Source organism: Rhizobium sp. NZLR1b, from assembly GCF_019685155.1.
GTDB lineage: Bacteria > Pseudomonadota > Alphaproteobacteria > Rhizobiales > Rhizobiaceae > Rhizobium.
Window position 1 is genome coordinate 75,389 of the sequence record NZ_JABDWC010000013.1, and the last position, 21,177, is coordinate 96,565.

Annotated in this window: 17 protein-coding genes; 11 read left to right on the top strand and 6 right to left on the bottom strand. The window is 61.5% G+C overall.

What is annotated here, in order from left to right:
• Positions 1-3 precede the first annotated feature (3 nt).
• The 4 genes from HJB84_RS19110 to xylA all read left to right on the top strand — a co-directional run bounded on the left by HJB84_RS19110 (position 4) and on the right by xylA (position 5,834).
• Positions 4-1,602, top strand: coding sequence for a DHA2 family efflux MFS transporter permease subunit (locus HJB84_RS19110; protein WP_207581850.1), 1,599 nt, complete (start codon positions 4-6; stop codon positions 1,600-1,602).
• Between the two features lie 208 nt (positions 1,603-1,810).
• Positions 1,811-2,833 (top strand): LacI family DNA-binding transcriptional regulator, encoded by a 1,023-nt coding sequence (locus HJB84_RS19115; protein WP_207581849.1) that lies wholly within the window; start codon positions 1,811-1,813, stop codon positions 2,831-2,833.
• 19 nt (positions 2,834-2,852) lie between these two features.
• Positions 2,853-4,307: a xylulokinase gene (gene xylB, locus HJB84_RS19120; RefSeq protein WP_207581848.1), complete on the top strand. Its 1,455-nt coding sequence runs from the start codon at positions 2,853-2,855 to the stop codon at positions 4,305-4,307.
• A gap of 216 nt (positions 4,308-4,523) precedes the next feature.
• Entirely contained in the window at positions 4,524-5,834 is a 1,311-nt protein-coding gene (gene xylA / locus HJB84_RS19125; RefSeq protein ID WP_207581847.1) for a xylose isomerase, read from the top strand.
• A 90-nt stretch (positions 5,835-5,924) separates the two neighbouring features.
• Here the strand turns inward: xylA and HJB84_RS19130 are convergent, their stop codons facing one another.
• Positions 5,925-6,956: a LacI family DNA-binding transcriptional regulator gene (locus HJB84_RS19130; protein ID WP_207581846.1), complete on the bottom strand. Its 1,032-nt coding sequence runs from the start codon at positions 6,954-6,956 to the stop codon at positions 5,925-5,927.
• A gap of 168 nt (positions 6,957-7,124) precedes the next feature.
• Here HJB84_RS19130 and HJB84_RS19135 point away from each other — a divergent pair, with 168 nt between their 5' ends.
• From HJB84_RS19135 to HJB84_RS19155, 5 genes are all read left to right on the top strand, one after another.
• Positions 7,125-8,651, top strand: a complete 1,527-nt coding sequence (locus tag HJB84_RS19135; RefSeq protein WP_207581845.1) for a sugar ABC transporter ATP-binding protein — start codon at positions 7,125-7,127, stop codon at positions 8,649-8,651.
• 82 nt (positions 8,652-8,733) lie between these two features.
• Positions 8,734-9,738, top strand: coding sequence for an ABC transporter permease (locus HJB84_RS19140; RefSeq protein WP_207581844.1), 1,005 nt, complete (start codon positions 8,734-8,736; stop codon positions 9,736-9,738).
• 100 nt (positions 9,739-9,838) lie between these two features.
• Complete coding sequence (locus HJB84_RS19145; RefSeq protein WP_207581843.1) at positions 9,839-10,786, top strand: substrate-binding domain-containing protein; 948 nt, start codon at positions 9,839-9,841, stop codon at positions 10,784-10,786.
• A gap of 351 nt (positions 10,787-11,137) precedes the next feature.
• Positions 11,138-12,190, top strand: coding sequence for a sugar phosphate isomerase/epimerase (locus HJB84_RS19150; RefSeq protein ID WP_221116602.1), 1,053 nt, complete (start codon positions 11,138-11,140; stop codon positions 12,188-12,190).
• 197 nt (positions 12,191-12,387) lie between these two features.
• A complete protein-coding gene (locus HJB84_RS19155) occupies positions 12,388-13,575 on the top strand; it encodes a Gfo/Idh/MocA family protein (RefSeq protein WP_207581841.1) in 1,188 nt (395 codons plus the stop codon).
• A gap of 76 nt (positions 13,576-13,651) precedes the next feature.
• Here the strand turns inward: HJB84_RS19155 and HJB84_RS19160 are convergent, their stop codons facing one another.
• Positions 13,652-14,056, bottom strand: coding sequence for a DoxX family protein (locus HJB84_RS19160; RefSeq protein WP_207581840.1), 405 nt, complete (start codon positions 14,054-14,056; stop codon positions 13,652-13,654).
• Positions 14,057-14,269: 213 nt separating this feature from the next.
• Between HJB84_RS19160 and HJB84_RS19165 the strand changes: the two genes are divergently transcribed.
• Entirely contained in the window at positions 14,270-15,643 is a 1,374-nt protein-coding gene (locus HJB84_RS19165) for a GH1 family beta-glucosidase (protein ID WP_221116603.1), read from the top strand.
• A 206-nt stretch (positions 15,644-15,849) separates the two neighbouring features.
• Positions 15,850-18,063, top strand: coding sequence for a bifunctional diguanylate cyclase/phosphodiesterase (locus HJB84_RS19170; protein ID WP_221116604.1), 2,214 nt, complete (start codon positions 15,850-15,852; stop codon positions 18,061-18,063).
• 48 nt (positions 18,064-18,111) lie between these two features.
• Here HJB84_RS19170 and HJB84_RS19175 read toward each other — a convergent pair whose 3' ends face one another.
• The 4 genes from HJB84_RS19175 to HJB84_RS19190 form a co-directional block, all read right to left on the bottom strand.
• Positions 18,112-19,041, bottom strand: a complete 930-nt coding sequence (locus HJB84_RS19175) for a rhodanese-related sulfurtransferase (RefSeq protein WP_207581837.1) — start codon at positions 19,039-19,041, stop codon at positions 18,112-18,114.
• 72 nt (positions 19,042-19,113) lie between these two features.
• A complete protein-coding gene (locus tag HJB84_RS19180; RefSeq protein WP_207581836.1) occupies positions 19,114-19,590 on the bottom strand; it encodes a VOC family protein in 477 nt (158 codons plus the stop codon).
• A gap of 114 nt (positions 19,591-19,704) precedes the next feature.
• Positions 19,705-20,613: a CHAD domain-containing protein gene (locus HJB84_RS19185; RefSeq protein ID WP_207581835.1), complete on the bottom strand. Its 909-nt coding sequence runs from the start codon at positions 20,611-20,613 to the stop codon at positions 19,705-19,707.
• Positions 20,591-21,079, bottom strand: a complete 489-nt coding sequence (locus HJB84_RS19190) for a CYTH domain-containing protein (RefSeq protein WP_221116605.1) — start codon at positions 21,077-21,079, stop codon at positions 20,591-20,593. The genes HJB84_RS19185 and HJB84_RS19190 overlap by 23 nt, the downstream gene beginning before the upstream one ends.
• Positions 21,080-21,177: the final 98 nt, after the last annotated feature.

The following is a 21,177-nucleotide window of genomic DNA, read 5'->3' on the forward strand; positions in this document are numbered from 1 at the left end:
CCGATGGCCGGAAGTGCGACAGCAACAGCAGGGACGATTCCGGCAGCGCCCGCCCACGCCGAGGATCACATGGATCCGAGGAAGCTCATCGCCTTCTTCGCGATGGTGCTCGGCATGTTCATGTCGATCCTCGACATCCAGATCGTCTCGGCCTCGCTTGCCGAAATCCAGGCCGGCCTCTCGGCCGGCAGCGACGAAGTCGGTTGGGTGCAGACGGCCTATCTGATCGCCGAAGTGATCATGATTCCGCTTTCGGGCACGCTGGCGCGCATCATCTCGACGCGTTATCTCTTCGCAATCTCCGCTGCCGGGTTCACCATGGCGAGCGCGCTTGCGGCGACGGCGACGAATATCGACCAGATGATCGTCTACCGGGCCATCCAGGGTTTTATCGGCGGCGGCATGATCCCGTCGGTCTTCGCGGCCGCCTTCACCATCTTTCCGGCGTCGAAGCGCAGCATCGTTTCGCCGATCATCGGCCTGATCGCGACGCTGGCGCCGACCATTGGCCCCACCGTCGGCGGCTATCTCAGCCATGCCTTTTCCTGGCACTGGCTGTTCCTCGTCAATATCGTTCCCGGCATCATCGTCACGATCGTCACCTGGAACTTCATCGATTTCGACAAGCCGGAACTGTCGCTTTTCAAGAAGTTCGACTGGTGGGGGCTTTTCTCGATGGGCATCTTCCTCGGTGCGATGGAATATGTGCTCGAAGAGGGCAATTCGAACGATTGGTTCAACGACAGCTCCATCGCCATCGCTGCCGTCGCCTCGTGCGTTGCGGCCATCATCTTCTTCTATCGCGCCTTCACGGTGGAGTTCCCCGTCGTCGACCTCAAGGCCTTTTCGAACCGGAATTTCTCCTTCGGCTCGATCTTCTCCTTCGTCATGGGCATCGGCCTCTATGGCCTCACCTACATCTACCCGGTCTATCTTGGACGCATCCGCGGCTATGATTCGCTGATGATCGGCCAGACGATGTTCGTCTCCGGGCTTGCGATGTTTTTCACCGCGCCGATCGCCGGCAAGCTGTCGACGAAGATGGACCTGCGCCTGATGATGGTGATCGGTTTCACCAGCTTCGCCGCCGGTACCTACATCATGATTCACCTGACGGCGGATTGGGATTTCTACGAACTGTTCATCCCGCAGATCCTGCGCGGTTTCGGGCTGATGATGTGCATGGTGCCGATCAACAATATCGCACTCGGCACGATGCCGCCGTCGCGCATCCGCGGCGCATCCGGCCTGTTCAACCTGACCAGAAACCTCGGCGGCGCCGTCGGTCTTGCCGTCATCAACACCGTGCTCACCAACCGACAGGACGTGCACTATGAACGGCTGCGGGAGAATATGGACTGGGGCAATCCGGCGGCGATCGACCAGATGAACAACATGACCGCCAATTTCAACACCTATGGCATGGATGGCGCCTCGGTCGCGATCAAGCAGATGGTCGGTCTGGCCACCAAGCAGGCGATCGTCCTCTCTTTCAGCGACGTGTTCCTCATCCTGACCGCGCTTTTCGTTGCGATGATCCTCGGTGTCGCCATGATCAAGAAACCTGCGCCGCAAGGCGGGGGAGGCGGTGGCGGCCACTGACCTCCGGCCTGCCGCCCCTTGAAAGGCCCTCTCCGGAGGGCCTTTTTGTTTGCCGGTTTCCGACCTCTATGCCATCGGGCGGATGATCGCTGGCGGGATCAGTCCGAAGCAGATATCAATACCGGAAAATCGATAAGGGAACCGGCCTGTTCGATTTTTTGATTTACGTACATCAAATTTGGCGCTAATGGTCTCGTCAGGAGGAATGATGAGGCCTACAGTTCACGATATCGCCGCTGCCGCCGGTGTCAGTCTTGCGACTGTCGACCGGGTTCTCAACCAGCGCCCAGGTGTGCGTCACGTCACGCGGGAGAAGGTCGAAACGGCGATCCGTGAGCTCGGTTATATCAGAGACGTCGCCGCCGCCAATCTCGCCAAGGGACGTACCTATCCACTGGTGTTCATCCTTCCGGCCAGCGACAATTCCTTCATGCACGGGCTCAATGCCGAGATCCGGCAGGCGGTGCTTCGCTCGCCGGCCGAGCGTACCGATATCCGCACCATCGAGGTGCCGGCTTTCGATCCGGCAGCCCTTGTCTCCGTGCTCGAAGAGCTTTCCCGGGAGAGGCCTTGCGGCATCGCGATGGTCGCGACCGATGCACCTGACGTGCGCGCCACCGTCGACAGGCTGGTGCGCGAGCGCTTTCCCATCGTCACCCTGGTTTCCGATCTCACCGGATCGCTGCGCCATCATTATGCCGGCGTCGACAATATCGCGGCCGGCCGTACAGCGGCCCGCTTGCTCGGGCGATTTCTCGGATCGCGAAAGGGCGAGATCGCCGTGCTCGCCGGCTCCATGCTGGTGCGCGACCATCGCGAGCGGCTGGAGGGCTTTGCCGCAGTCATGGCTGCGGAGTTTCCGCATCTTGCGATCCTGCCGGTTCTCGAAGGCCGCGACGACCCCGAGGTCGCCCATAGGCTCGTTGCCGACGCGCTCGGGAATGCCGATATCATCGGCGTCTACAGCCTAGGCGCCGGCAATCGCGGCCTGATCCGGGCGTTGAAGGAGAAGGCCGTCGGCCGGACGCTGACGGTCATCGCCCACGAGCTCACCGCCCATACGCGCGCAGCACTCGTCGACAATACGATCGATGCGATCCTCAACCAGGACGCCGGCCATGAAGTGCGTAGCGCCATCCGTGTATTGAAAGCCAAGGCGGACGGGCTTGCCGTCATCGAAGCGCAAGAGCGCATCCGCCTCGACATATTTCTGAAAGACAATCTGCCGTAACGGCAAAGGAGAATACCCCATGTATCTCGGTCTCGATCTCGGAACCTCCGGCGTCAAGGCGATGCTGATCGACGGCGATCAGAAGATCGTCGGCTCGGCCAATGGTGCGCTCGACGTCTCGCGTCCGCATTCTGGCTGGTCGGAGCAGGAGCCGGCCCACTGGGTGCGTGCGACGGAGGAGGCCGTCGCCGGCCTCAAGGCGAAACATCCGAAGGAGCTGGCTGCAGTCAAGGGCATCGGCCTTTCCGGCCAGATGCACGGCGCGACGCTCATCGATGCCACCGACAAGGTGCTGCGTCCCTGCATTCTCTGGAACGACACGCGCAGCCACGTCGAGGCTGCGGCCCTCGATGCCGATCCGCGCTTCCGCGCGCTTACCGGCAATATCGTCTTTCCTGGCTTTACGGCGCCGAAGCTCGCCTGGGTCGAGAAGCATGAGCCCGATGTCTTTGCCAGGATCGCCAAGGTGCTGCTGCCGAAGGACTATCTGCGTCTTTGGCTGACCGGCGAATATATCTCCGAAATGTCGGATTCGGCCGGCACTTCCTGGCTTGATACCGGCAAGCGGGCCTGGTCGTCCGAACTGCTGGCTGCCACCAATCTTTCCAAGGAGCAGATGCCGGCACTCGTCGAAGGCACCGAGCAGGCCGGCAAGCTGCGGGCGGAACTTGCTACGCAATGGGGCATTTCCGGCGATGCCGTCGTTGCCGGCGGCGCGGGCGACAATGCAGCCTCGGCCTGCGGCATGGGCACGGTCAGCGACGGCGCCGCCTTCGTCTCGCTCGGCACGTCGGGCGTGCTTTTTGCCGCCAACGGCTCCTATCTGCCGAAGCCGGAAAGCGCCGTGCATGCCTTCTGCCACGCGCTGCCGAACACCTGGCACCAGATGGGCGTCATCCTGTCGGCCACCGATGCGCTTAACTGGCATTCCGGGGTCACCGGCAAATCGGCCGCCGACCTGACCGGAGAACTCGGCGAGACGCTGAAGGCGCCGACCGGCGTCAGCTTTCTCCCCTATCTCTCCGGTGAGCGCACGCCGCACAATGATGCCGTCATCCGCGGCGCCTTCATCGGCCTCGAACATGAAAGCAGCCGTGTCGTGCTGACCCAGGCGGTGCTCGAGGGTGTTGCCTTTGCCATCCGCGATAATCTCGAAGCGCTGCGCTCGGCCGGCACCGGCATATCCCGCGTCACGGCAATCGGCGGCGGTTCGCGCTCGCGTTACTGGCTGGCGTCGATCGCGACCGCGCTCGGCGTTCCGGTCGACCTGCCGGCCGATGGCGATTTTGGCGCGGCCTTCGGCGCCGCCCGCCTCGGTCTTATCGCGGCAACCGGGGCAGATCCGATTGCCGTCTGCACGCCGCCGGTGACATCGGGCACGATCGAGCCGGTGTCTGCACTGAGCGGCACTTATGAGGATGCCTACAAGCGCTACCGCGCACTCTATCCGGCGATAAAATCGCTGGCGCATTGAGAACTGGAGCCAGCGGCCCCCTCATCCGCCGGCCGGCACCTTTGCCTGGTCGAGCCGCGGGTCTCGCCCGTCCTTCGGACCCCGGAGGGGAGAAGAGACTCGCAGCGGTGCCTCCGTTCCTCTTCTCCCCTCGGGGAGAAGGTGGCCCGAAGGTCGGATGAAGGGGCTGGATGGCACAGACGATAAGACTGAACTACCGACCCAAGGAGACCCAAGATGAGCACCGGATTTTTCGGCGATATCCAGAAAATAAAATACGAAGGCCCCGACAGCACCAATCCGCTGGCCTTCCGCCATTACCAGCCGGACGAGATCGTCATGGGCAAGCGCATGGAAGACCACCTGCGCTTTGCCGTGGCCTATTGGCACACCTTCACCTGGCCGGGCGGCGACCCCTTCGGTGGCCAGACCTTCCTGCGCCCCTGGTTCGAGGACACGATGAAGGCCGCCAAGCTCAAGGCCGACGTCGCCTTCGAATTCTTCTCGCTGCTCGGCTCGCCCTATTACTGCTTCCATGACGCCGACGTGCGTCCGGAGGGCAAGAATTTCGCCGAGAACACCAAAAACCTCAATGAGATCGTCGACTACTTCGCCGAGAAGCAGGCCGCAACCGGCACCAAGCTGCTCTGGGGCACGGCAAACCTGTTCTCCAACCGCCGCTACATGTCCGGTGCGGCGACCAACCCGGATCCTGACGTTTTTGCTTTCGCCGCCGCGACGGTCAAGACCTGCATCGACGCGACGCAGAAGCTGGGCGGCGAGAACTACGTGCTCTGGGGCGGCCGCGAAGGCTACGAGACGCTGCTCAACACCGATCTCAAACGTGAGCTCGACCAACTCGGACGCTTCCTCAACCTCGTCGTCGAATACAAGCACAAGATCGGCTACAAGGGCACGATCCTGATCGAGCCGAAGCCCCAGGAGCCGACCAAGCACCAGTACGATTACGACGTTGCGACCGTCTATGGCTTCCTCAAGAAGCACGGACTTGAAAACGAGGTGAAACTCAATATCGAGCAGGGCCACGCGATCCTCGCCGGCCACTCCTTCGAGCACGAGCTGGCGCTTGCCAATGCGCTCGGCATCTTCGGCTCGATCGACATGAACCGCAACGACTACCAATCTGGCTGGGATACCGACCAGTTCCCGAACAATGTTCCCGAAATGGCGCTCGCTTACTATCACGTTCTGGCAGGCGGGGGCTTCAAAACCGGCGGCACCAATTTCGACTCGAAGCTGCGCCGCCAGTCTCTCGAGCCGGCGGATCTGCTGATCGGTCACATTGGCGGAATGGATTGCTGCGCCCGCGGCCTGAAGGCCGCTGCCAGGATGATCGAGGACAAGGCTCTGTCGCAGCCGCTCGCCGATCGTTATGCCGGCTGGGAATCCGCCGAGGCGCAGAAGCTCTTCCGCGGCGAGTATTCGCTGGATGAGATCACGACTTGGGTCGAGACCAAGGACGTCAATCCGCAGCCGAGATCCGGCAAGCAGGAACTGCTCGAGAACGTCGTCAATCGTTACGTCTGATCAAGCGCGCCGGCGGCGGCCAGCGGTCGTCGGCGCAACCCTTTCTGAACGGCTGCGGGCGCTATGTCCTCAGCCTCTATCTCTATCGGCTCAACGCTTCGACCAGTTGCGCGACGGCGCAGAGACGGAGTTTCGAACCACCAGATCCGGCCGGAGCAGGATTTCCGTTTCGGTCGGCCGGCCATCGGACAGGAGTTCGAGCAGCAGCGCCATCGCCTGTTTTCCGATCGCCGTTCTCGGTTGGCGGATCGTAGTCAGCGGCGGGGATATGAAGACGGCCTGCGGCACGTCGTCGAAACCGGTCACCGAGAAATCCCCCGGAATGTCGTAGCCTCGCGCGCCGAGCCCGATCATGACGCCGATCGCGGTCTGGTCGTTGACGCACATGAAGGCGGTCGGAAGCGTGTCGCGCATGAAAAGCTGTTCGACCGCATGCCGCCCGCTCTCGATCGTGCCATCGCCTTCGAGCACGATCCGCAAGTCGGGCGGGACGCCGGCGGCGTCGAGGCCGGCATCATAGCCCATGCGGCGTCTGGTATAGGCAAGCCGGGTGCGCGAATCGCCGATGAAGGCGATCTTTCGATGCCCTTCGGCCAGCAGCAGGTCCACCGCTTTCCTGGCGCCCTCGGTATCGTCGACGCCGACATAGGGAATGCCGCCGTTGAAGACAGGCTCGAAAACGCCGACGCTCGGCGGCAGCCGCGCAGTCATCGTCTGATGCCCGAAGGGCAGGATGCCGGTAAACAGGATAAGCCCGGCTGCCTGGTTGGAATTCAAGAATTTCAGATATTCGAGCCCGCGCTGGGCGTCGTTCTGCGTGTGGCCGATCAGGATGCCGTAGCCGTGCGCGCGCGCCTCGTTTTCCAACCCGACGAGAATGTTGGAGAAATTGGGGTCGCCGATATCGGGCGCCACGACGAGAATCATGTTGGAGCGGCCGAGCCTCAGGCTGCGCGCCATGGCATTGGTGGTGTAACCGGTGATCGCGATCGCCTGGTTGACCTTGAGGCGGGTGGAATTGGCGACCTTCTCCGGCATATGGATTGCCCGGGACACCGTCGCGATGGAGACCTCGGCGATCCGGGCGACGTCTTCGATTGTTGCGGGCGTGGAATTCGACACTGGGCTCTGCCTTGGGCTGTCTTCGCCGCGACACTACACAGACTTGTCGGGAGGTCAAAGGCAGGCTTCAACTGATCTGTGTAAATCAACGATGTAAACCTTTACACGATGTATGTAAAGGTTTACATAAGGTCCTTAGCGGCCGGAGAACCGCTTGGGGAGGATCTGATGACCGTGGAGACTGCCGACACTGCACCCGTGGTGCTGTCCGCTAGGCGCATATGCAAATCCTTCAGTGGGGTGCAGGTCCTCTTCAGCGTGAATTTCGATCTCCGCGCCGGCGAAATCCATGCGCTGATGGGTGAAAATGGCGCCGGCAAATCCACGCTTGTCAAGGTATTGTCCGGTTTCGAACAGCCGAGTTCCGGCGAAATCCTGCTCGACGGCAAGCCTGTCGTCCTGCCGCCCAACGGCGCTGCCGAGGCGCTTGGCATCGTCATCATTCACCAGGAATTCAACCTCGCCGAACATCTGACCGTGACGGAAAGCCTCTTTCTCGGGCGCGAAGTCACGCGCTTCGGCGTGCTCGACCGCAAATATATGAGGTCGGAGACACGCAAAGTTCTCGATGTGCTCGGTTCGCATGTCGATGAGAATGCGCAGATCAGCACGCTTTCCATCGCCGACAAGCAGATGGTCGAAATCGCCAAGGCAATCAGCCGCGACGCGCGGGTCGTGTTCATGGACGAGCCGACCGCGGTGCTGTCGCGGGAAGAGACCAATATGCTCTTCAAGCAGGTTCGCAAGCTGCGTGACCAGGGTACGAGCTTCGTCTTCGTGTCGCACAAGCTCGACGAAGTGATGGAGTTGACTGATCGTGTCACCGTGCTACGCGACGGCCAGTGGATCAAGACGTCGCCGACGTCGATTCTGGACGGGGAATCGATCGCGCAGCTGATGGTTGGCCGCGAGCTTTCGAGCCTTTATCCCGCCAAAGTGGAACCTGATGTCGACGAGGAGGTCGTCCTCAGTGTCGCTTCGGTGTCGACGGGCTATGTGAGGGATGCGAGCTTCGAGGTGCGCAAGGGCGAGATCATCGGCTTTTCCGGTATGATCGGCTCCGGCCGCACCGAGCTGATGGAAGCGATCGCCGGGTTGCGGACCCGTCTCGAGGGTGAGGTGGTCATCAAGGGGGAAGCGGTTCCCTCCGGCGATGTCCATGCCGCCAATCGCTGCGGGCTCGCCTACATGACCAAGGACCGCAAGTCGAAGGGCCTGCTGCTGCGCTCCGGCATGATGACCAATTTGACCCTGCAATCGCTCGGAAGGCATTCTCGCCGAGGCTATCTCAGCCCGGGCAGCGAAGCGGGTGCTCTGGCGAAGGCCAAGCGCCGTTTCGACATCAGGGTGCGCGACGGCAATATCGTCGCCGGCCGGATGTCGGGTGGAAACCAGCAGAAACTGCTGCTGGCCAAGGTCATGGAGACCGAGCCCGACATCATCATCATCGACGAGCCGACGCGCGGCATCGATGTCGGCACCAAACAGCAGATCTATCATTTCATCTCGGCGCTGGCCCGGGACGGCCGTTCGATCATCGTCGTCTCGTCGGAGATGCCGGAGGTCATTGGCCTCTGCACGCGGGTGGTGGTGATGCGTGAAGGACATATCGTCGGCGTGCTCGAGGGCGATGAGATTTCCGAGCAGGAGATCATGCGTTACGCCGCCGGGCTTAAAAAGAAGGCGGCTGCCTAAGCCGAACACGAAGCGTCGTCGCGACGACGCCGATCACAGACAAGACGCCCAGCAGGTATGGGACGGGAGGTTGGTTTTGGAAATGAGTGTCAACGAGGAGACCAGGGAAATCCGGCGCCGATCCTGGCGGGATGTCGATCTGCGTGCGGTCGCGCCTTTCGTCGCCCTGGCACTGCTCCTGATCGTCGGGGCCCTGGTCAATCCCAATTTCATCGGCATCACCAACCTTGCCAATGTCGCAACGCGCAGCGCCTTCATTGCCATCATTGCGGTCGGCGCGACCTTCGTGATCTCAGCAGGCGATCTCGACCTGTCGGTCGGCTCGATGGTGGCCTTCGTCGCCAGCCTGATGATCCTGCTGATGAATTCGGGCGCCATCGAAAACCCGGTCCTGATGCTGACGGTCGCGGCCGTCTTCACGATCGTCGCCGGCGCGCTTTGCGGCCTGGCGAACGGCCTGATCACGACGGTGGGCAAGATCGAGCCCTTCATCGCAACGCTTGGCACGATGGGCATCTATCGCGGCCTGACGACATGGCTGTCGCAGGGCGGCGCAATCACTCTTCGCTCCGCCGATATCCAGACGCTCTATCGTCCTGCTTATTTCGGCACTATCGCCGGTGTGCCGGTACCGATCGTGGTGATCCTGGCAGTGACGGCGGTTGCCGCCTTTATCCTCTATCGCACACGTTATGGCCGCCACGTTGTTGCTGTGGGATCAAACAGCGATGTTGCCCGCTATTCCGGCATCGCGGTCAATCGCGTCAGGACGATTGCCTTCGTCATCCAGGGCCTGTGCGTCGCCATTGCCGTGTTGCTCTATGTTCCCCGTCTCGGCTCGACGTCGGCAACAACGGGCATCCTGTGGGAGCTCCAGGCGATCACGGCCGTCGTCGTCGGCGGCACGGCGCTGAAGGGCGGCGCCGGCAGGGTCTGGGGGACGATCTGCGGCGCCTTCATTCTCGAACTCGTCGGCAATATCATGCTGCTTTCGAACTTCATCAGCGAGTATCTGATCGGCGCCATCCAGGGTGCGATCATCATCATCGCCATGTTCGTCCAGCGCTCGCTGGTGCGCAAATCATGAAATAATCCGGTTTGCATTGACCGGGGCTTGCAATTGACCGGGCTTCAGGGCGTCCGGTCCCGATATGGAAAAGTCCCTGAAATTATTGGGAGGAAATAGCATGCATAGATTGATGTTGGGCCTGGCGGTTGCGGCGGTGACGTTCGCCGGCGCCGCTCACGCCGAGGACAAGAAATTCACCATCGGCGTCTCCATTCCGGCCGCCGACCATGGCTGGACGTCGGGCGTGGTGTTTCATGCCGAGCGCGCCGCCAAGTTGTTGATGGCCGAACATCCCGGTCTCAACGTCATCGTCAAGACCTCGCCGGACGCTGCCAGCCAGGCAAACGCCGTGCAGGATCTCGATACACAGGGCATCGACGCCCTCGTCATCCTGCCGTCGGATCCGGATCCGCTCGTCAATGCCATCAAGGAAGTCAAGGGCAAGGGCAAGTTCGTCGCCCTCGTCGACCGCGCGCCGTCAAGCAACGACAACTCCGTGCGCGACCTCTATGTCGCCGGCAATAATCCGGCTCTCGGCGAAGTCGCCGGCAAGTACATCAAGGACACCACGCCTGATGCGCAGGTCGTCGTCATCCGCGGTCTGCCGATCCCGATCGACCAGCAGCGCCAGGACGGCTTCGACAAGGGCATTGCCGGCTCGAACGTCAAGGTTCTCGACCGCCAGTACGGCAACTGGAACCGCGACGATGCCTTCAAGGTCATGCAGGACTACTTGACCAAGTACCAGAAGATCGACGTCGTATGGTGCCAGGACGACGACATGGCCGTCGGCGTTCTGCAGGCAATCGAGCAGGCCAAGCGTACCGACATCAAATACGTCGTCGCAGGCGCTGGCTCCAAGGACATGGTGAAGAAGGTCATGGACGGCGACAAGCTGATCCCGGTCGACGTCCTCTATCCGCCGGCAATGGTCGGCACGGCAATGGAGCTGACGGCGGCGGCACTCTACGATCAGGTCCCGGTTCACGGCAGCTACATCCTCGACGCGACGCTCGTCACCAAGGACAATGCCAAGGACTTCTACTTCCCGGATTCTCCGTTCTGATCCATCGACTGGAGACATGCGCCCATTCGAAAGGATGGGCGCATTTTTAATGCGTCGATCCAGGGTACAGCCGAAAATGCTGCACGTACCTCTTGTCCGCCAAAGCCCACCGTGATTAGCTCGCGCCATTCGCTTCCGGCCTCGCGCCAAATCCGCTGGCTACTGCATAATTCCTTAAATCGGAATCGATTTAAGGATAAAATTATGCAGCGATCCTAAGTGTTACAGCGTCCTTTGCGCGTCTTTTCAGACGCGCGGCGCTGTAAGGTAAGGAGGCGCCTTGCGCCCGCCAAATTGCGTGCTACAACACTTCAGAAACGTTTACGGTCGATATTCAGGGAGGAATCTGACATGAAGACGATCAAAGGCCCCGGCCTATTCCTTGGCCAGTTCGCGGGCGATACCGCTCCTTTCAACTCGTGGGACGCGATTACCAAATGGGCGGCCGACATCGGTTACAAGGGCGTCCAGGTGCCGACCTGGGCAAGCCAGCTGATCGATCTGAAGAAGGCCGCCACGTCCAAAGATTATTGCGACGAATTCGCCGGCAAGGCCCGCGAAAACGGCATCGAGATCACCGAACTCTCCACCCACCTGCAAGGCCAGCTCGTCGCCGTTCACCCAGCCTATGACGAAGCCTTCGACGGATTTGCCGCACCCGAGGTGCGGGGCAATCCGAAGGCGCGCCAGGAATGGGCGGTCGAGCAGGTCAAGATGGCGCTGACGGCCTCGAAAAACCTCGGCCTCAAGGCGCATGCGACCTTCTCTGGCGCGCTCGCCTGGCCGTTCATCTATCCCTGGCCGCAGCGTCCTGCCGGCCTGGTAGAGACCGCCTTCGACGAACTCGCCCGCCGCTGGACGCCGATCCTCGACCATGCGGATGAGAACGGTATCGACGTCTGCTACGAGATCCATCCGGGCGAGGATCTCCACGATGGTATCACCTTCGAGATGTTCCTGGAGCGGGTGAAGAACCATCCGCGCGCCAACATGCTCTACGATCCCTCGCACCACGTCCTGCAGTGCCTCGATTATCTCGACAATATCGACATCTACAAAGACCGCATCAAGATGTTCCACGTCAAGGATGCGGAGTTCAATCCGACCGGCCGCCAGGGCGTCTATGGCGGCTATCAGGGCTGGGTGGAACGGGCCGGCCGCTTCCGCTCGCTCGGCGACGGCCAGGTCGATTTCGGCGCGGTGTTCTCGAAGATGACGGCCAATAATTTCGACGGCTGGGCCGTGGTCGAATGGGAATGCGCGCTGAAACATCCGGAGGACGGCGCCCGCGAAGGGGCCGAATTCGTGGCCGCCCATATCATCCGCGTCACCGAAAAGGCCTTCGACGATTTTGCCGGCAGCGGCACCGACCAGGCGGCGAACCGGCGCATGCTGGGGCTCTAAGACATAGGGCGTGCTGCGAGGCTGCCCCTCACCCTAACCCTCTCCCCGTTCTGACGGGGAGAGGGGACCTGCCCACATCAAACGGTAGAGAGTGGCGAGGGACATAGCGGCATCGTCCTTCTCCCCGCCTGCGGGGAGAAGGACGATGCCGGATGAGGGGCGCATCCGCACCAAGTTTTAAATTTCAGGAGGACAGAATGGCAATCGAAGCATCATCGGAACAGACCCGCGAGCCGCGGATCCGCCTCGGCATGGTCGGCGGCGGCGCCGGCGCGTTTATCGGTGCGGTGCACCGGATCGCGGCACGCATCGACGATCAGTACGATCTTATCGCCGGCGCGCTGTCGTCGACGCCTGAAAAGGCGGTTCAGTCAGGCCGCGATCTCGGCCTCGATCCGTCGCGGACCTATTCCAGCTACCGCGAGATGGCGATCCGCGAGGCAAAGCTGAAGAACGGCATCGAGGCGGTGGCGATCGTCACGCCGAACCATGTACATTACGACGCCGCCAAGGAATTCCTGAAGCGCGGCATCCATGTCATCTGCGACAAGCCGCTGACATCGAACCTTGCTGACGCGAAGAAGCTGAAGAAGATTGCCGACGAGAGCGGCGCGCTCTTCGTGCTCACGCATAATTACACCGGTTATCCGATGGTCCGCCAGGCGCGCGAGATGATCGCGAACGGCGAACTCGGCGATATCCGTGTCGTCCAGGCCGAATATCCGCAGGACTGGCTGACTGAGGCGGTCGAGCAGACCGGCCAGAAGCAGGCCGCCTGGCGTACCGATCCGGCACAATCCGGCGTCGGCGGCTCCACAGGCGATATCGGCACGCATGCCTATAATCTCGCCGCCTTCATGTCAGGCCTGGAGCTCGACAGTCTCGCTGCCGATCTCGACAGTTTCGTTCCCGGCCGCCGGCTTGATGACAACGCCCATGTGATGCTGCGCTTCAAGGCCAAGGGCTCGGAGAAGCCGGCCAAGGGCATGCTCTGGTGCAGCCAGGTGGCGCCCGGCCATGAAAACGGCCTGATGGTCCGCGTCTACGGTTCCAAGGGCGGGCTGGAATGGACTCAGAAGGACCCGAACTACCTCTGGTACACACCGTTCGGCGAACCGAAGCGGCTGATCACCCGGGGCGGCGCCGGTTCGGGCGCGGCTGCCGGCCGCGTCTCGCGCGTGCCGTCTGGACATCCGGAGGGTTATCTCGAAGCCTTCGCGACGATCTATACCGAAGCCGCGCATGCGATCAATGCCCGCAAGAAGGGCAAGGCCGTCGACAAGGCAGTGGTCTACCCTACTGTCGATGACGGTGTGAAGGGTGTGGCCTTTGTCGAGGCTTGCGTCGCCTCTTCCAAGAAAAACGGCGCATGGGTCAAGGTCTGAATCTGCCGATCCGCGTCGCCCAATGAAAAACGCCGAGGCGAGCTCAAAGTCGCCTCGGCGTTTTTGTTTATTGTGATTAGGCTGCGGCCGTGCGGCCACGCTTCAGCAGGTTGTCCACGCTCAACGGTCCTGCGCCTGCCGCCACCAGATATAGAAACACGAAGCAGAACAGGATTGCCGCGACGCCGCCGTTCTGCGCGGGGTAGATGCCTTTCGGCGCATGCCCGATGAAATAAGCGAAGGCCATCAGGCCGGAGAGCACGAAGGCTGCGATACGGGTCTGGAATCCCACCAGGACCAGGAAGCCGAGGGTGAGTTCGATAAGCCCGGCAATCCAGGAGAGCGAGCCCGCGGCCGGCACGCTTGCCGCAACCGGAAAATGCAAAATCTTCTGCGTTCCGTAGCTGAAAAGTACAAGTGACGAGACGATGCGCAGCAGGCTCAGCAGATGAGGCTGCAGCAGATGGACCGAAGAGAGCATGGGATTCCTTTCACATTTGTGATGCCATTTCCCGTGTAAGGATCGTGGCCTCAACAGCAAGTCACGCCTGCTGACATTGCCGTTATGAGTGCGGGCAGACGGGAAGAGGGGACTTCCTGCAACGTTGCAGTTTTTCTCGCTGCCAGCCTGTACTTTGCCTTCACGCTTGGCTAAATCCCGCGCAAACGGCCAACCTAGAGATAGGATTTTAAGATGATCGATCCGCAGAAACTCGCACAGCGCTTCCCCGGCGACTTCACCTTCGGCGTCGCCACCGCCGCCTTCCAGATCGAAGGGGCCAGCAAGGCCGACGGCCGCAAGCCATCGATCTGGGATGCCTTTTGCAATATGCCCGGCCGCGTCTATCATCGCGACAATGGCGACGTCGCCTGCGACCACTATAACCGACTGGAGCAGGACCTCGATCTCATCAAGGAGATGGGCGTCGAAGCCTATCGCTTCTCGATCGCCTGGCCGCGCATTATCCCCGACGGCACGGGTCCGGTGAATGAGGCCGGTCTCGATTTCTACGATCGGCTGGTCGACGGCTGCAAGGCGCGGGGGATCAAGACCTACGCGACGCTCTACCACTGGGATCTGCCGTTGCTGCTCGCCGGCGACGGCGGCTGGACGGCGCGCTCGACCGCCTATGCGTTTCAGCGCTATGCCAAGACGGTGATGAACCGCCTTGGCGATCGCCTCGATAAGGTCGCGACCTTCAACGAGCCCTGGTGCATCGTCTGGCTGAGCCACCTCTACGGCATCCATGCTCCGGGCGAACGCGATATGCAGGCCGCCCTTCACGCCATGCATTATATGAACCTCGCCCACGGCCTCGGCGTCGAGGCGATCCGCTCGGAAGCCCCCGATGTGCCCGTCGGGCTTGTGCTCAACGCCGCTTCGATCATCCCCGGCTCCGACAGCCCGACCGATCTTGCAGCCGCCGAAAGGGCGCACCAGTTCCACAACGGCGCCTTCTTCGATCCGGTCTTCAAGGGCGAATATCCGAAAGAATTCGTCGAGGCGCTTGGCGACCGCATGCCCGCCATCGAGGACGGCGACATGAAGCTCATCAGCCAGAAACTCGACTGGTGGGGTCTGAATTACTACACGCCCGAGCGGGTCACCGACGATGCCGAACGCAAGGGCGATTTCCCGTGGACGGTGAAAGCGCCGCCGGCAAGCGACGTCAAGACCGATATCGGCTGGGAAATCTATGCGCCGGGATTGAAGCTCCTGATCGAGGACCTCTACCGCCGGTACGAACTGCCGGAATGCTACATCACCGAGAACGGCGCCTGCGACAACACCGATATCGTCGACGGCGAGGTCGACGATAGGATGCGTCTGGATTATCTCGGTGACCATCTCGATGTGGTGGCCGGTCTGATCAAGGGTGGTTACCCCATGCGCGGCTATTTCGCCTGGAGCCTGATGGACAATTTCGAATGGGCCGAAGGCTACCGCATGCGCTTCGGCCTCGTCCATGTCGACTATCAGACCCAGGTACGCACAATAAAACAGAGCGGCAAATGGTACCGCGAACTTGCTGCCAAATTCCCGAAGGGCAATCACAGGCCGGGTTAGCGCCGTCGGCCTGATATAGGCGCCGGTTTGGAGTCTATTGCGTCTCATTTAAGCTCTCCGGCGCGGCACGGCGAGTCGATGCTGCTTGCCGTCATTTCGCGATGGCAATCCAGGCAGAAAAATAGATCGTTCGAAACCTGCAACAGCCGGTTGCTTAAACGTTTTTGAACCCTTGGCTGGCAAAGTCTGACGGTCAGGGAGCCGTAATGCAGACAGCCGGAAAGCCGCAGAGCAAGGGATTGGGAATAGGCCGTCACATTACCGTTACGGGCGTGCTTTTTTCCTTTGCCGTCATCGTCGCAATCGTCACCGTCATGGTGCTGACGGCGCTTGAACGCGTGGCCGAAAATGCCAATCTCCTCGATGATGAGCGCTCGCGCGAAACGACGATCGGGGCGTTGAAGACTTTCGAGGACCAGCTTGGCGCGACACTCGACGATTACGCTGCCTGGGACGATGCCGCCGTCAACGTCTATTCGCCCGATGGCATGGCCTGGACGGTGAGCAATTACGGCGAGATGTCGGTCAACAGCGCGCTTTTCGACATGGCGATCATCATCGATGACGGGAAGACGCCGATCATGGCCTATCGCGACGGCAAGCCGATGGAAGAGCCGCTCGCGGATTTCTTCGCGCCGTCGCTCTGGACCCTGTTCGAGACGGCGAAGACGGCCGGCCCGGCCGGTACGCCCCAAGCGGTCGGGTTCGTCACCACCAAACGCGGTGTCGCTGCTGTCGGCGTCGCATTGGTGCGGAAAAAATCCGGCGCGCTGGATGTGCCCGCCGGCCAACACCGCTATCTCGTTTTTGCCCGCCATCTCGACAATGACCGGGTGGCGGCGCTCGGCCAGACCTATGTCATCGGCGGGCTGAAGCTGGCGTCGGCGAGCTACGAGGCCGATTATTTCGTACCGATCGTCGATCCGGCCGGGGGAACGCTCAAAAAACTCGTCTGGACCTCGCGTTCACCGGGTGATGTCGGCTACGCACAGGTGCGGCCGATGGTCCTGCAGGCGCTCGGCCTCGTCGGTCTGTTCTTCGTGGTGTTGCTGGTCATCGGCTGGCTTGCCGGCCGCCGGCTGAAGGCCGAGGAAAACAGCGCCCGCGAGGAGGCGCTGCGTGACCGGCTGAGCGGTCTTTCCAATCGCGATGGTCTCGGGCTTGCCGTCGACCGCTTCGTCGTCGAGGCGCGCCAGTCCAAGCGCAACGTGCTGCTCCTCTATCTCGACCTCGATGGCTTCAAGGAGGTCAATGACAGTTATGGCCACGGCACTGGCGACCAGTTGATCCGCGCGGTTGCGGCCGGTCTCGACGTGCTCATTCCGCAAGGCGCAGTTCTCGCCCGGATCGGCGGCGATGAATTTGCGATCGCCTTTCTCTCCGACAGCGAGAATGCCGCCGCACTGCAGCTTGCCGAGCAGATCCTCGATTTTCTTGTCGAGCCGCTGGAGATCGGTCGCCGCGTTGTCGTCGTCGGCGCAAGCATCGGCATCGCCATGTCGCCTTGCGGCATGATCGAGCGTGAAGAACTGGTGCGCCGCTCCGACCTTGCCATGTACAAGGCGAAGGAGGCCGGCCGCGCGCGGATGATGCTCTACGATCCGTCGATGGATGCGGATCGAGAGCAGCGCAATGCGCTGGAACTCGATCTCCGGATGGCCATCGAGAGCGGCGACCTGACGCTGGCCTACCAGCCATTGATCGATGCGGTCTCCCATGCGCCGACCGGTGTCGAAGCACTGGTGCGCTGGAACCGTCCGGGTCACGGGCCTGTTTCACCAGAGGTATTCATCCCGATCGCCGAGACCAGCGGTCTCATCGAATCGCTCGGCCTGTTCGTGCTGCGAAAGGCCTGCGAGACAGCCAAGCAATGGCCGGAACTCAACGTCTCGGTCAACGTCTCGCCCGGCCAGTTCCGCAATCCCGCCTTTGCCGACTATGTGCGCTACGTGCTGAAACAAACGGAAATCGAGGCCGGCCGTATTACGCTCGAGATCACCGAAGGCTACATGATTCAGAATCCGCAGCGTACCCGCCAGTCGATCGACCGGCTGAAGGCGCTGGGGGTCAAAGTGGCGCTCGACGATTTCGGCTCCGGTTTCTCCTCGATCGGTTATCTCAGGCAGTTCGGTTTCGACCGGATCAAGATCGACCGCTCGCTGGTCATGGGTGTCAACGAGGACAAACGCCAGCGCGAGATGCTGCAGGCGACGGTGGCGCTTGCCCGCTCGCTCGACATTCCGGTGACGGCCGAAGGCATCGAGACCGAGGAGCAGGCAATCGCCATGCGCCTCTTCGGCTGCGATTGCCTGCAGGGCTATCTGTTCGGAAAGCCGGTGACGGCCGAGCTTATCACCGAGATGCTGAACGAGCGACGCGCAGCGGAGCCGGCGGCCCGGCGCCGTATCGGCGCAGCCTGACCGGCAACGCCTCCCTCAGGCAGCGAGGCTGATCCCCTGAATATCGGCTCAGCTGCCGATATGCCGCTGGCCGCGCTTTCGTGCGAGGGCGATCTGGTGCTGCCGCTGACGATAACGCAGCCGGTCTTCTTCCGTCCGCGTGTTGTAGCAGTGGCTGCAGGAAACGCCTTCCTCGTAGTGCGGCGAGGTGACTTCCTCTGAAGTGATCGGGTTGCGGCAGGCGTGGCATAGCCTGTGTTCGCCTTGCTGCAGCCCATGCTCGACGGACACGCGTTCGTCGAAGACGAAGCAGGCGCCATCCCAGAGACTTTCCTCCTGCGGCACTTCCTCGAGATATTTCAGAATGCCGCCCTTCAGATGATAAACCTCGTCGAAGCCCTCAGCCTTCATGAAGGCGGTTGCCTTCTCGCAGCGTATGCCGCCGGTGCAGTACATGGCGACCTTCGGCTTGTTGTGCAGGCCGGGATTGTCGCGCACCCAATCGGGAAATTCGCGGAAAGTCTTGGTCTTCGGGTCGAGCGCGCCGCGAAAGGTGCCGATTGCCGTTTCGTAGTCGTTGCGGGTGTCGATGACGATCGTATCGGGATCGGAAATCAGCGCGTTCCAGTCCTTCGCCGCGACATAGGTGCCGACCACCTTGTTGGGGTCGATGTCCTCGACGCCCATGGTGACGATTTCCTTTTTCAGCTTCACCTTCATGCGCAGGAAAGGCATTTTCAAGGCGCGGCTTTCCTTATGCTCCAGGCTTGAAAATTCCGGCTGGGCGCGCAGGAATGAAAGCACGGCGTAAATGCCGGCATCCGGGCCGGCGATCGTCCCATTGATACCCTCATGCGCCACAAGCAGCGTCCCCTTGACGCCGTTCTCCTCGCAAAGCGTCTGCAGCGGGCCGTGCAGGCTGGCAAAGCGCGGCACGGAAACGAAATGGTAGAGTGCGGCCACGAGGAACGGGCTGATGGGTGTGAGGCTGTCGGTCATCGAGCGGAAATACAGAAAATCGGCGGCTCGCGCAATTGCCTTCGCCGGTTGGCGGCCTTGGCGGTCGAACGACTATGCTCGTGCCTGCCATTCGGAAAACGGCCGCACGCCGAAGCTTCGGTCGGGGATGTCGTCGAGAAGGCTGATGAACTCGATCGAGTGTCCGTCCGGATCCTTGAAGTAGATCGACAGCGCCGGCATCCACCCGAGAACCACCGGCTCCGTCACCGGTTCACCAGTAAAGCCGAGTGGCTCAACACCTTTTGCCTTGAGTATGGCGGGCGCCTGCAGCACGCCGTCGGCGGTCATGCGGAAGGCGATATGCAGCCGCATCTTCAGGGGGCCGGTTCCGGTTTCCCAGAGGCCAAGCATACCGGTCTTCCTGTCGTCTACCCAGAGGAAAGCCACTTTGCGCTCCTCGAATGAGGCCGCCGGTTTGAGCCCGACGACATCGCGGTAGAAATCGGTGGAGGTCTTGAGATCGGCAACGGTCAGATGGGTCTCGTAGAGTCCGAGCACCATTGGCATCGCGGCGTTTTCGGCGGTCATTTCTTCCTCACGGGTCAGGGCTCTGCTTGTTTGACCAACGGAGGCTAGGACCTCAAGATTGGTCGAGGTCAATAGATTTACCTTGGGAAATTTCAGATGCGCCGGCGTAGCCTCTCAACCGTCGGCCGTCAGCCAGAGAAGCTCGATGCGTTGCGCTTCCTCGTCGGGATCGTCGGCGAAGACGGTTTTGGCTTTGAGAAGCGCTTGTCGCCGGTCCTCCTGCTGGCGAAAGATGATGGCGTCGAGCAGATGGGCGAGGTCGTCATTGCGGGGGAAGAGCTGCGGCTCGGCCTCGACCAGTTCGGAGAGCACGGCAAGATCGTGAATGTGGCCGAGATCCTCGGCGAGCTCCTTGGCCGCATCGCGCTTGGCCTTCATCGCGCCGGGCCAGACGTCGCGCAAAAGGCCGTGATAAAGCTGATAGTCGTAGGTGCGTTTGCGCAGATCGTGGAAATCGTCGGCCGATGCCTCGCCGTGGCAAGCTGCGAGTGCTGCCTTGGCCTTCCCAGCGGTGCGGCGCCAGCTCTTTGCCAGCATGCGGGCATTCTTGCGGTGGCCGCCATCAAAGGAGACTGCATCCAGGGCGGTGATCGCCTCCTTCAGGACGTCGGAGGTTTCCTTCAGCCGCCGTTCCAGGCCGCTTTCGGCTTCCACCATCCAGTCACGGCGGCCTTCGAGAATCGTGACGATACGGACGAGCGCCTCGCTCTCCTCGTTCCCGCGGGCTGCATGCTGCAGATATTGCGCCGTGCCGATGAGGGCGGCAGCGTCGCGGATTGCAGACAGCGACTGCGCGGCATCGCGCAGCCTGGCGTTTTCGAGGCTCTGAAAATCCGGCACCTTGCGAGCCACGAGGCGGTAGAGCGAACGCAATCGTTTCAGATTCTTGCGGAAGGAATGGATCGCCTTATGTGCGCCGTCCGGCCGCTCCTCCAGAATCATGACGGCGCGTTCCAATTGCTCAGTCGCGACGCTGCGGAACTCGTCGGTAAAATCGGCGTCAGGCCGAATGCGATAGCCCATGCCTGTCGTGCCCATATTCTGTGGCGAGGGCCTGGTTGGAATAGCGGGAATCGCCGGTCACTTCGCGGCCGAGCCAGGCGGGCAGAGCCGGATCGTCGGTTTCCGCCGTCATCTCCACCTCGGCGATCACCAGCCCACGATGCTCGCCGGCAAAGACATCGACCTCCCAGACGAAGCCTTCGTGCGGAACCCGGTAGCGCGTCTTCTCGATGACGATGCCGATGGCGTTCTGCAAAAGCTCTTTGGCATCGGCGATTGGGATGTCGTATTCGAATTCGTCGCGGGTGATGGCGCTGCGGCCGATCTTGATCGTCAGTTTCGCCTTCCTGTCGTCGAGGATACGCACGCGGACGGAACGATCGTCCATCGAGGCGATATAACCCTGCTTCAGGACAGACTTCGTCTCGACGGCGGAACGCCATCCATCGCTGCGTACGAGAAACTTCCGCTCGATCTCTTTCGCCATATCGGTGAACCTTTTGTGACGATTGCGGCACGGTAGACCAATTTCCACGCATTTCCTACCCATCTTGTCATGTGGTCTGGTTTTATCTCGACAAGGTT

Excerpts from the sequence above, each read along its gene's own strand:
- HJB84_RS19110 (WP_207581850.1), top strand. The coding sequence starts at position 4 with ATGGCCGGAAGTGCGACAGCAACAGCAGGGACGATTCCGGCAGCGCCC.
- HJB84_RS19115 (WP_207581849.1), top strand. The coding sequence starts at position 1,811 with ATGAGGCCTACAGTTCACGATATCGCCGCTGCCGCCGGTGTCAGTCTT.
- xylB (WP_207581848.1), top strand. The coding sequence starts at position 2,853 with ATGTATCTCGGTCTCGATCTCGGAACCTCCGGCGTCAAGGCGATGCTG.
- xylA (WP_207581847.1), top strand. The coding sequence starts at position 4,524 with ATGAGCACCGGATTTTTCGGCGATATCCAGAAAATAAAATACGAAGGC.
- HJB84_RS19135 (WP_207581845.1), top strand. The coding sequence starts at position 7,125 with ATGACCGTGGAGACTGCCGACACTGCACCCGTGGTGCTGTCCGCTAGG.
- HJB84_RS19140 (WP_207581844.1), top strand. The coding sequence starts at position 8,734 with ATGAGTGTCAACGAGGAGACCAGGGAAATCCGGCGCCGATCCTGGCGG.
- HJB84_RS19145 (WP_207581843.1), top strand. The coding sequence starts at position 9,839 with ATGCATAGATTGATGTTGGGCCTGGCGGTTGCGGCGGTGACGTTCGCC.
- HJB84_RS19150 (WP_221116602.1), top strand. The coding sequence starts at position 11,138 with ATGAAGACGATCAAAGGCCCCGGCCTATTCCTTGGCCAGTTCGCGGGC.
- HJB84_RS19155 (WP_207581841.1), top strand. The coding sequence starts at position 12,388 with ATGGCAATCGAAGCATCATCGGAACAGACCCGCGAGCCGCGGATCCGC.
- HJB84_RS19160 (WP_207581840.1), bottom strand. The coding sequence starts at position 14,056 with ATGCTCTCTTCGGTCCATCTGCTGCAGCCTCATCTGCTGAGCCTGCTG.
- HJB84_RS19165 (WP_221116603.1), top strand. The coding sequence starts at position 14,270 with ATGATCGATCCGCAGAAACTCGCACAGCGCTTCCCCGGCGACTTCACC.
- HJB84_RS19170 (WP_221116604.1), top strand. The coding sequence starts at position 15,850 with ATGCAGACAGCCGGAAAGCCGCAGAGCAAGGGATTGGGAATAGGCCGT.
- HJB84_RS19175 (WP_207581837.1), bottom strand. The coding sequence starts at position 19,041 with ATGACCGACAGCCTCACACCCATCAGCCCGTTCCTCGTGGCCGCACTC.
- HJB84_RS19180 (WP_207581836.1), bottom strand. The coding sequence starts at position 19,590 with ATGACCGCCGAAAACGCCGCGATGCCAATGGTGCTCGGACTCTACGAG.
- HJB84_RS19185 (WP_207581835.1), bottom strand. The coding sequence starts at position 20,613 with ATGGGCTATCGCATTCGGCCTGACGCCGATTTTACCGACGAGTTCCGC.
- HJB84_RS19190 (WP_221116605.1), bottom strand. The coding sequence starts at position 21,079 with ATGGCGAAAGAGATCGAGCGGAAGTTTCTCGTACGCAGCGATGGATGG.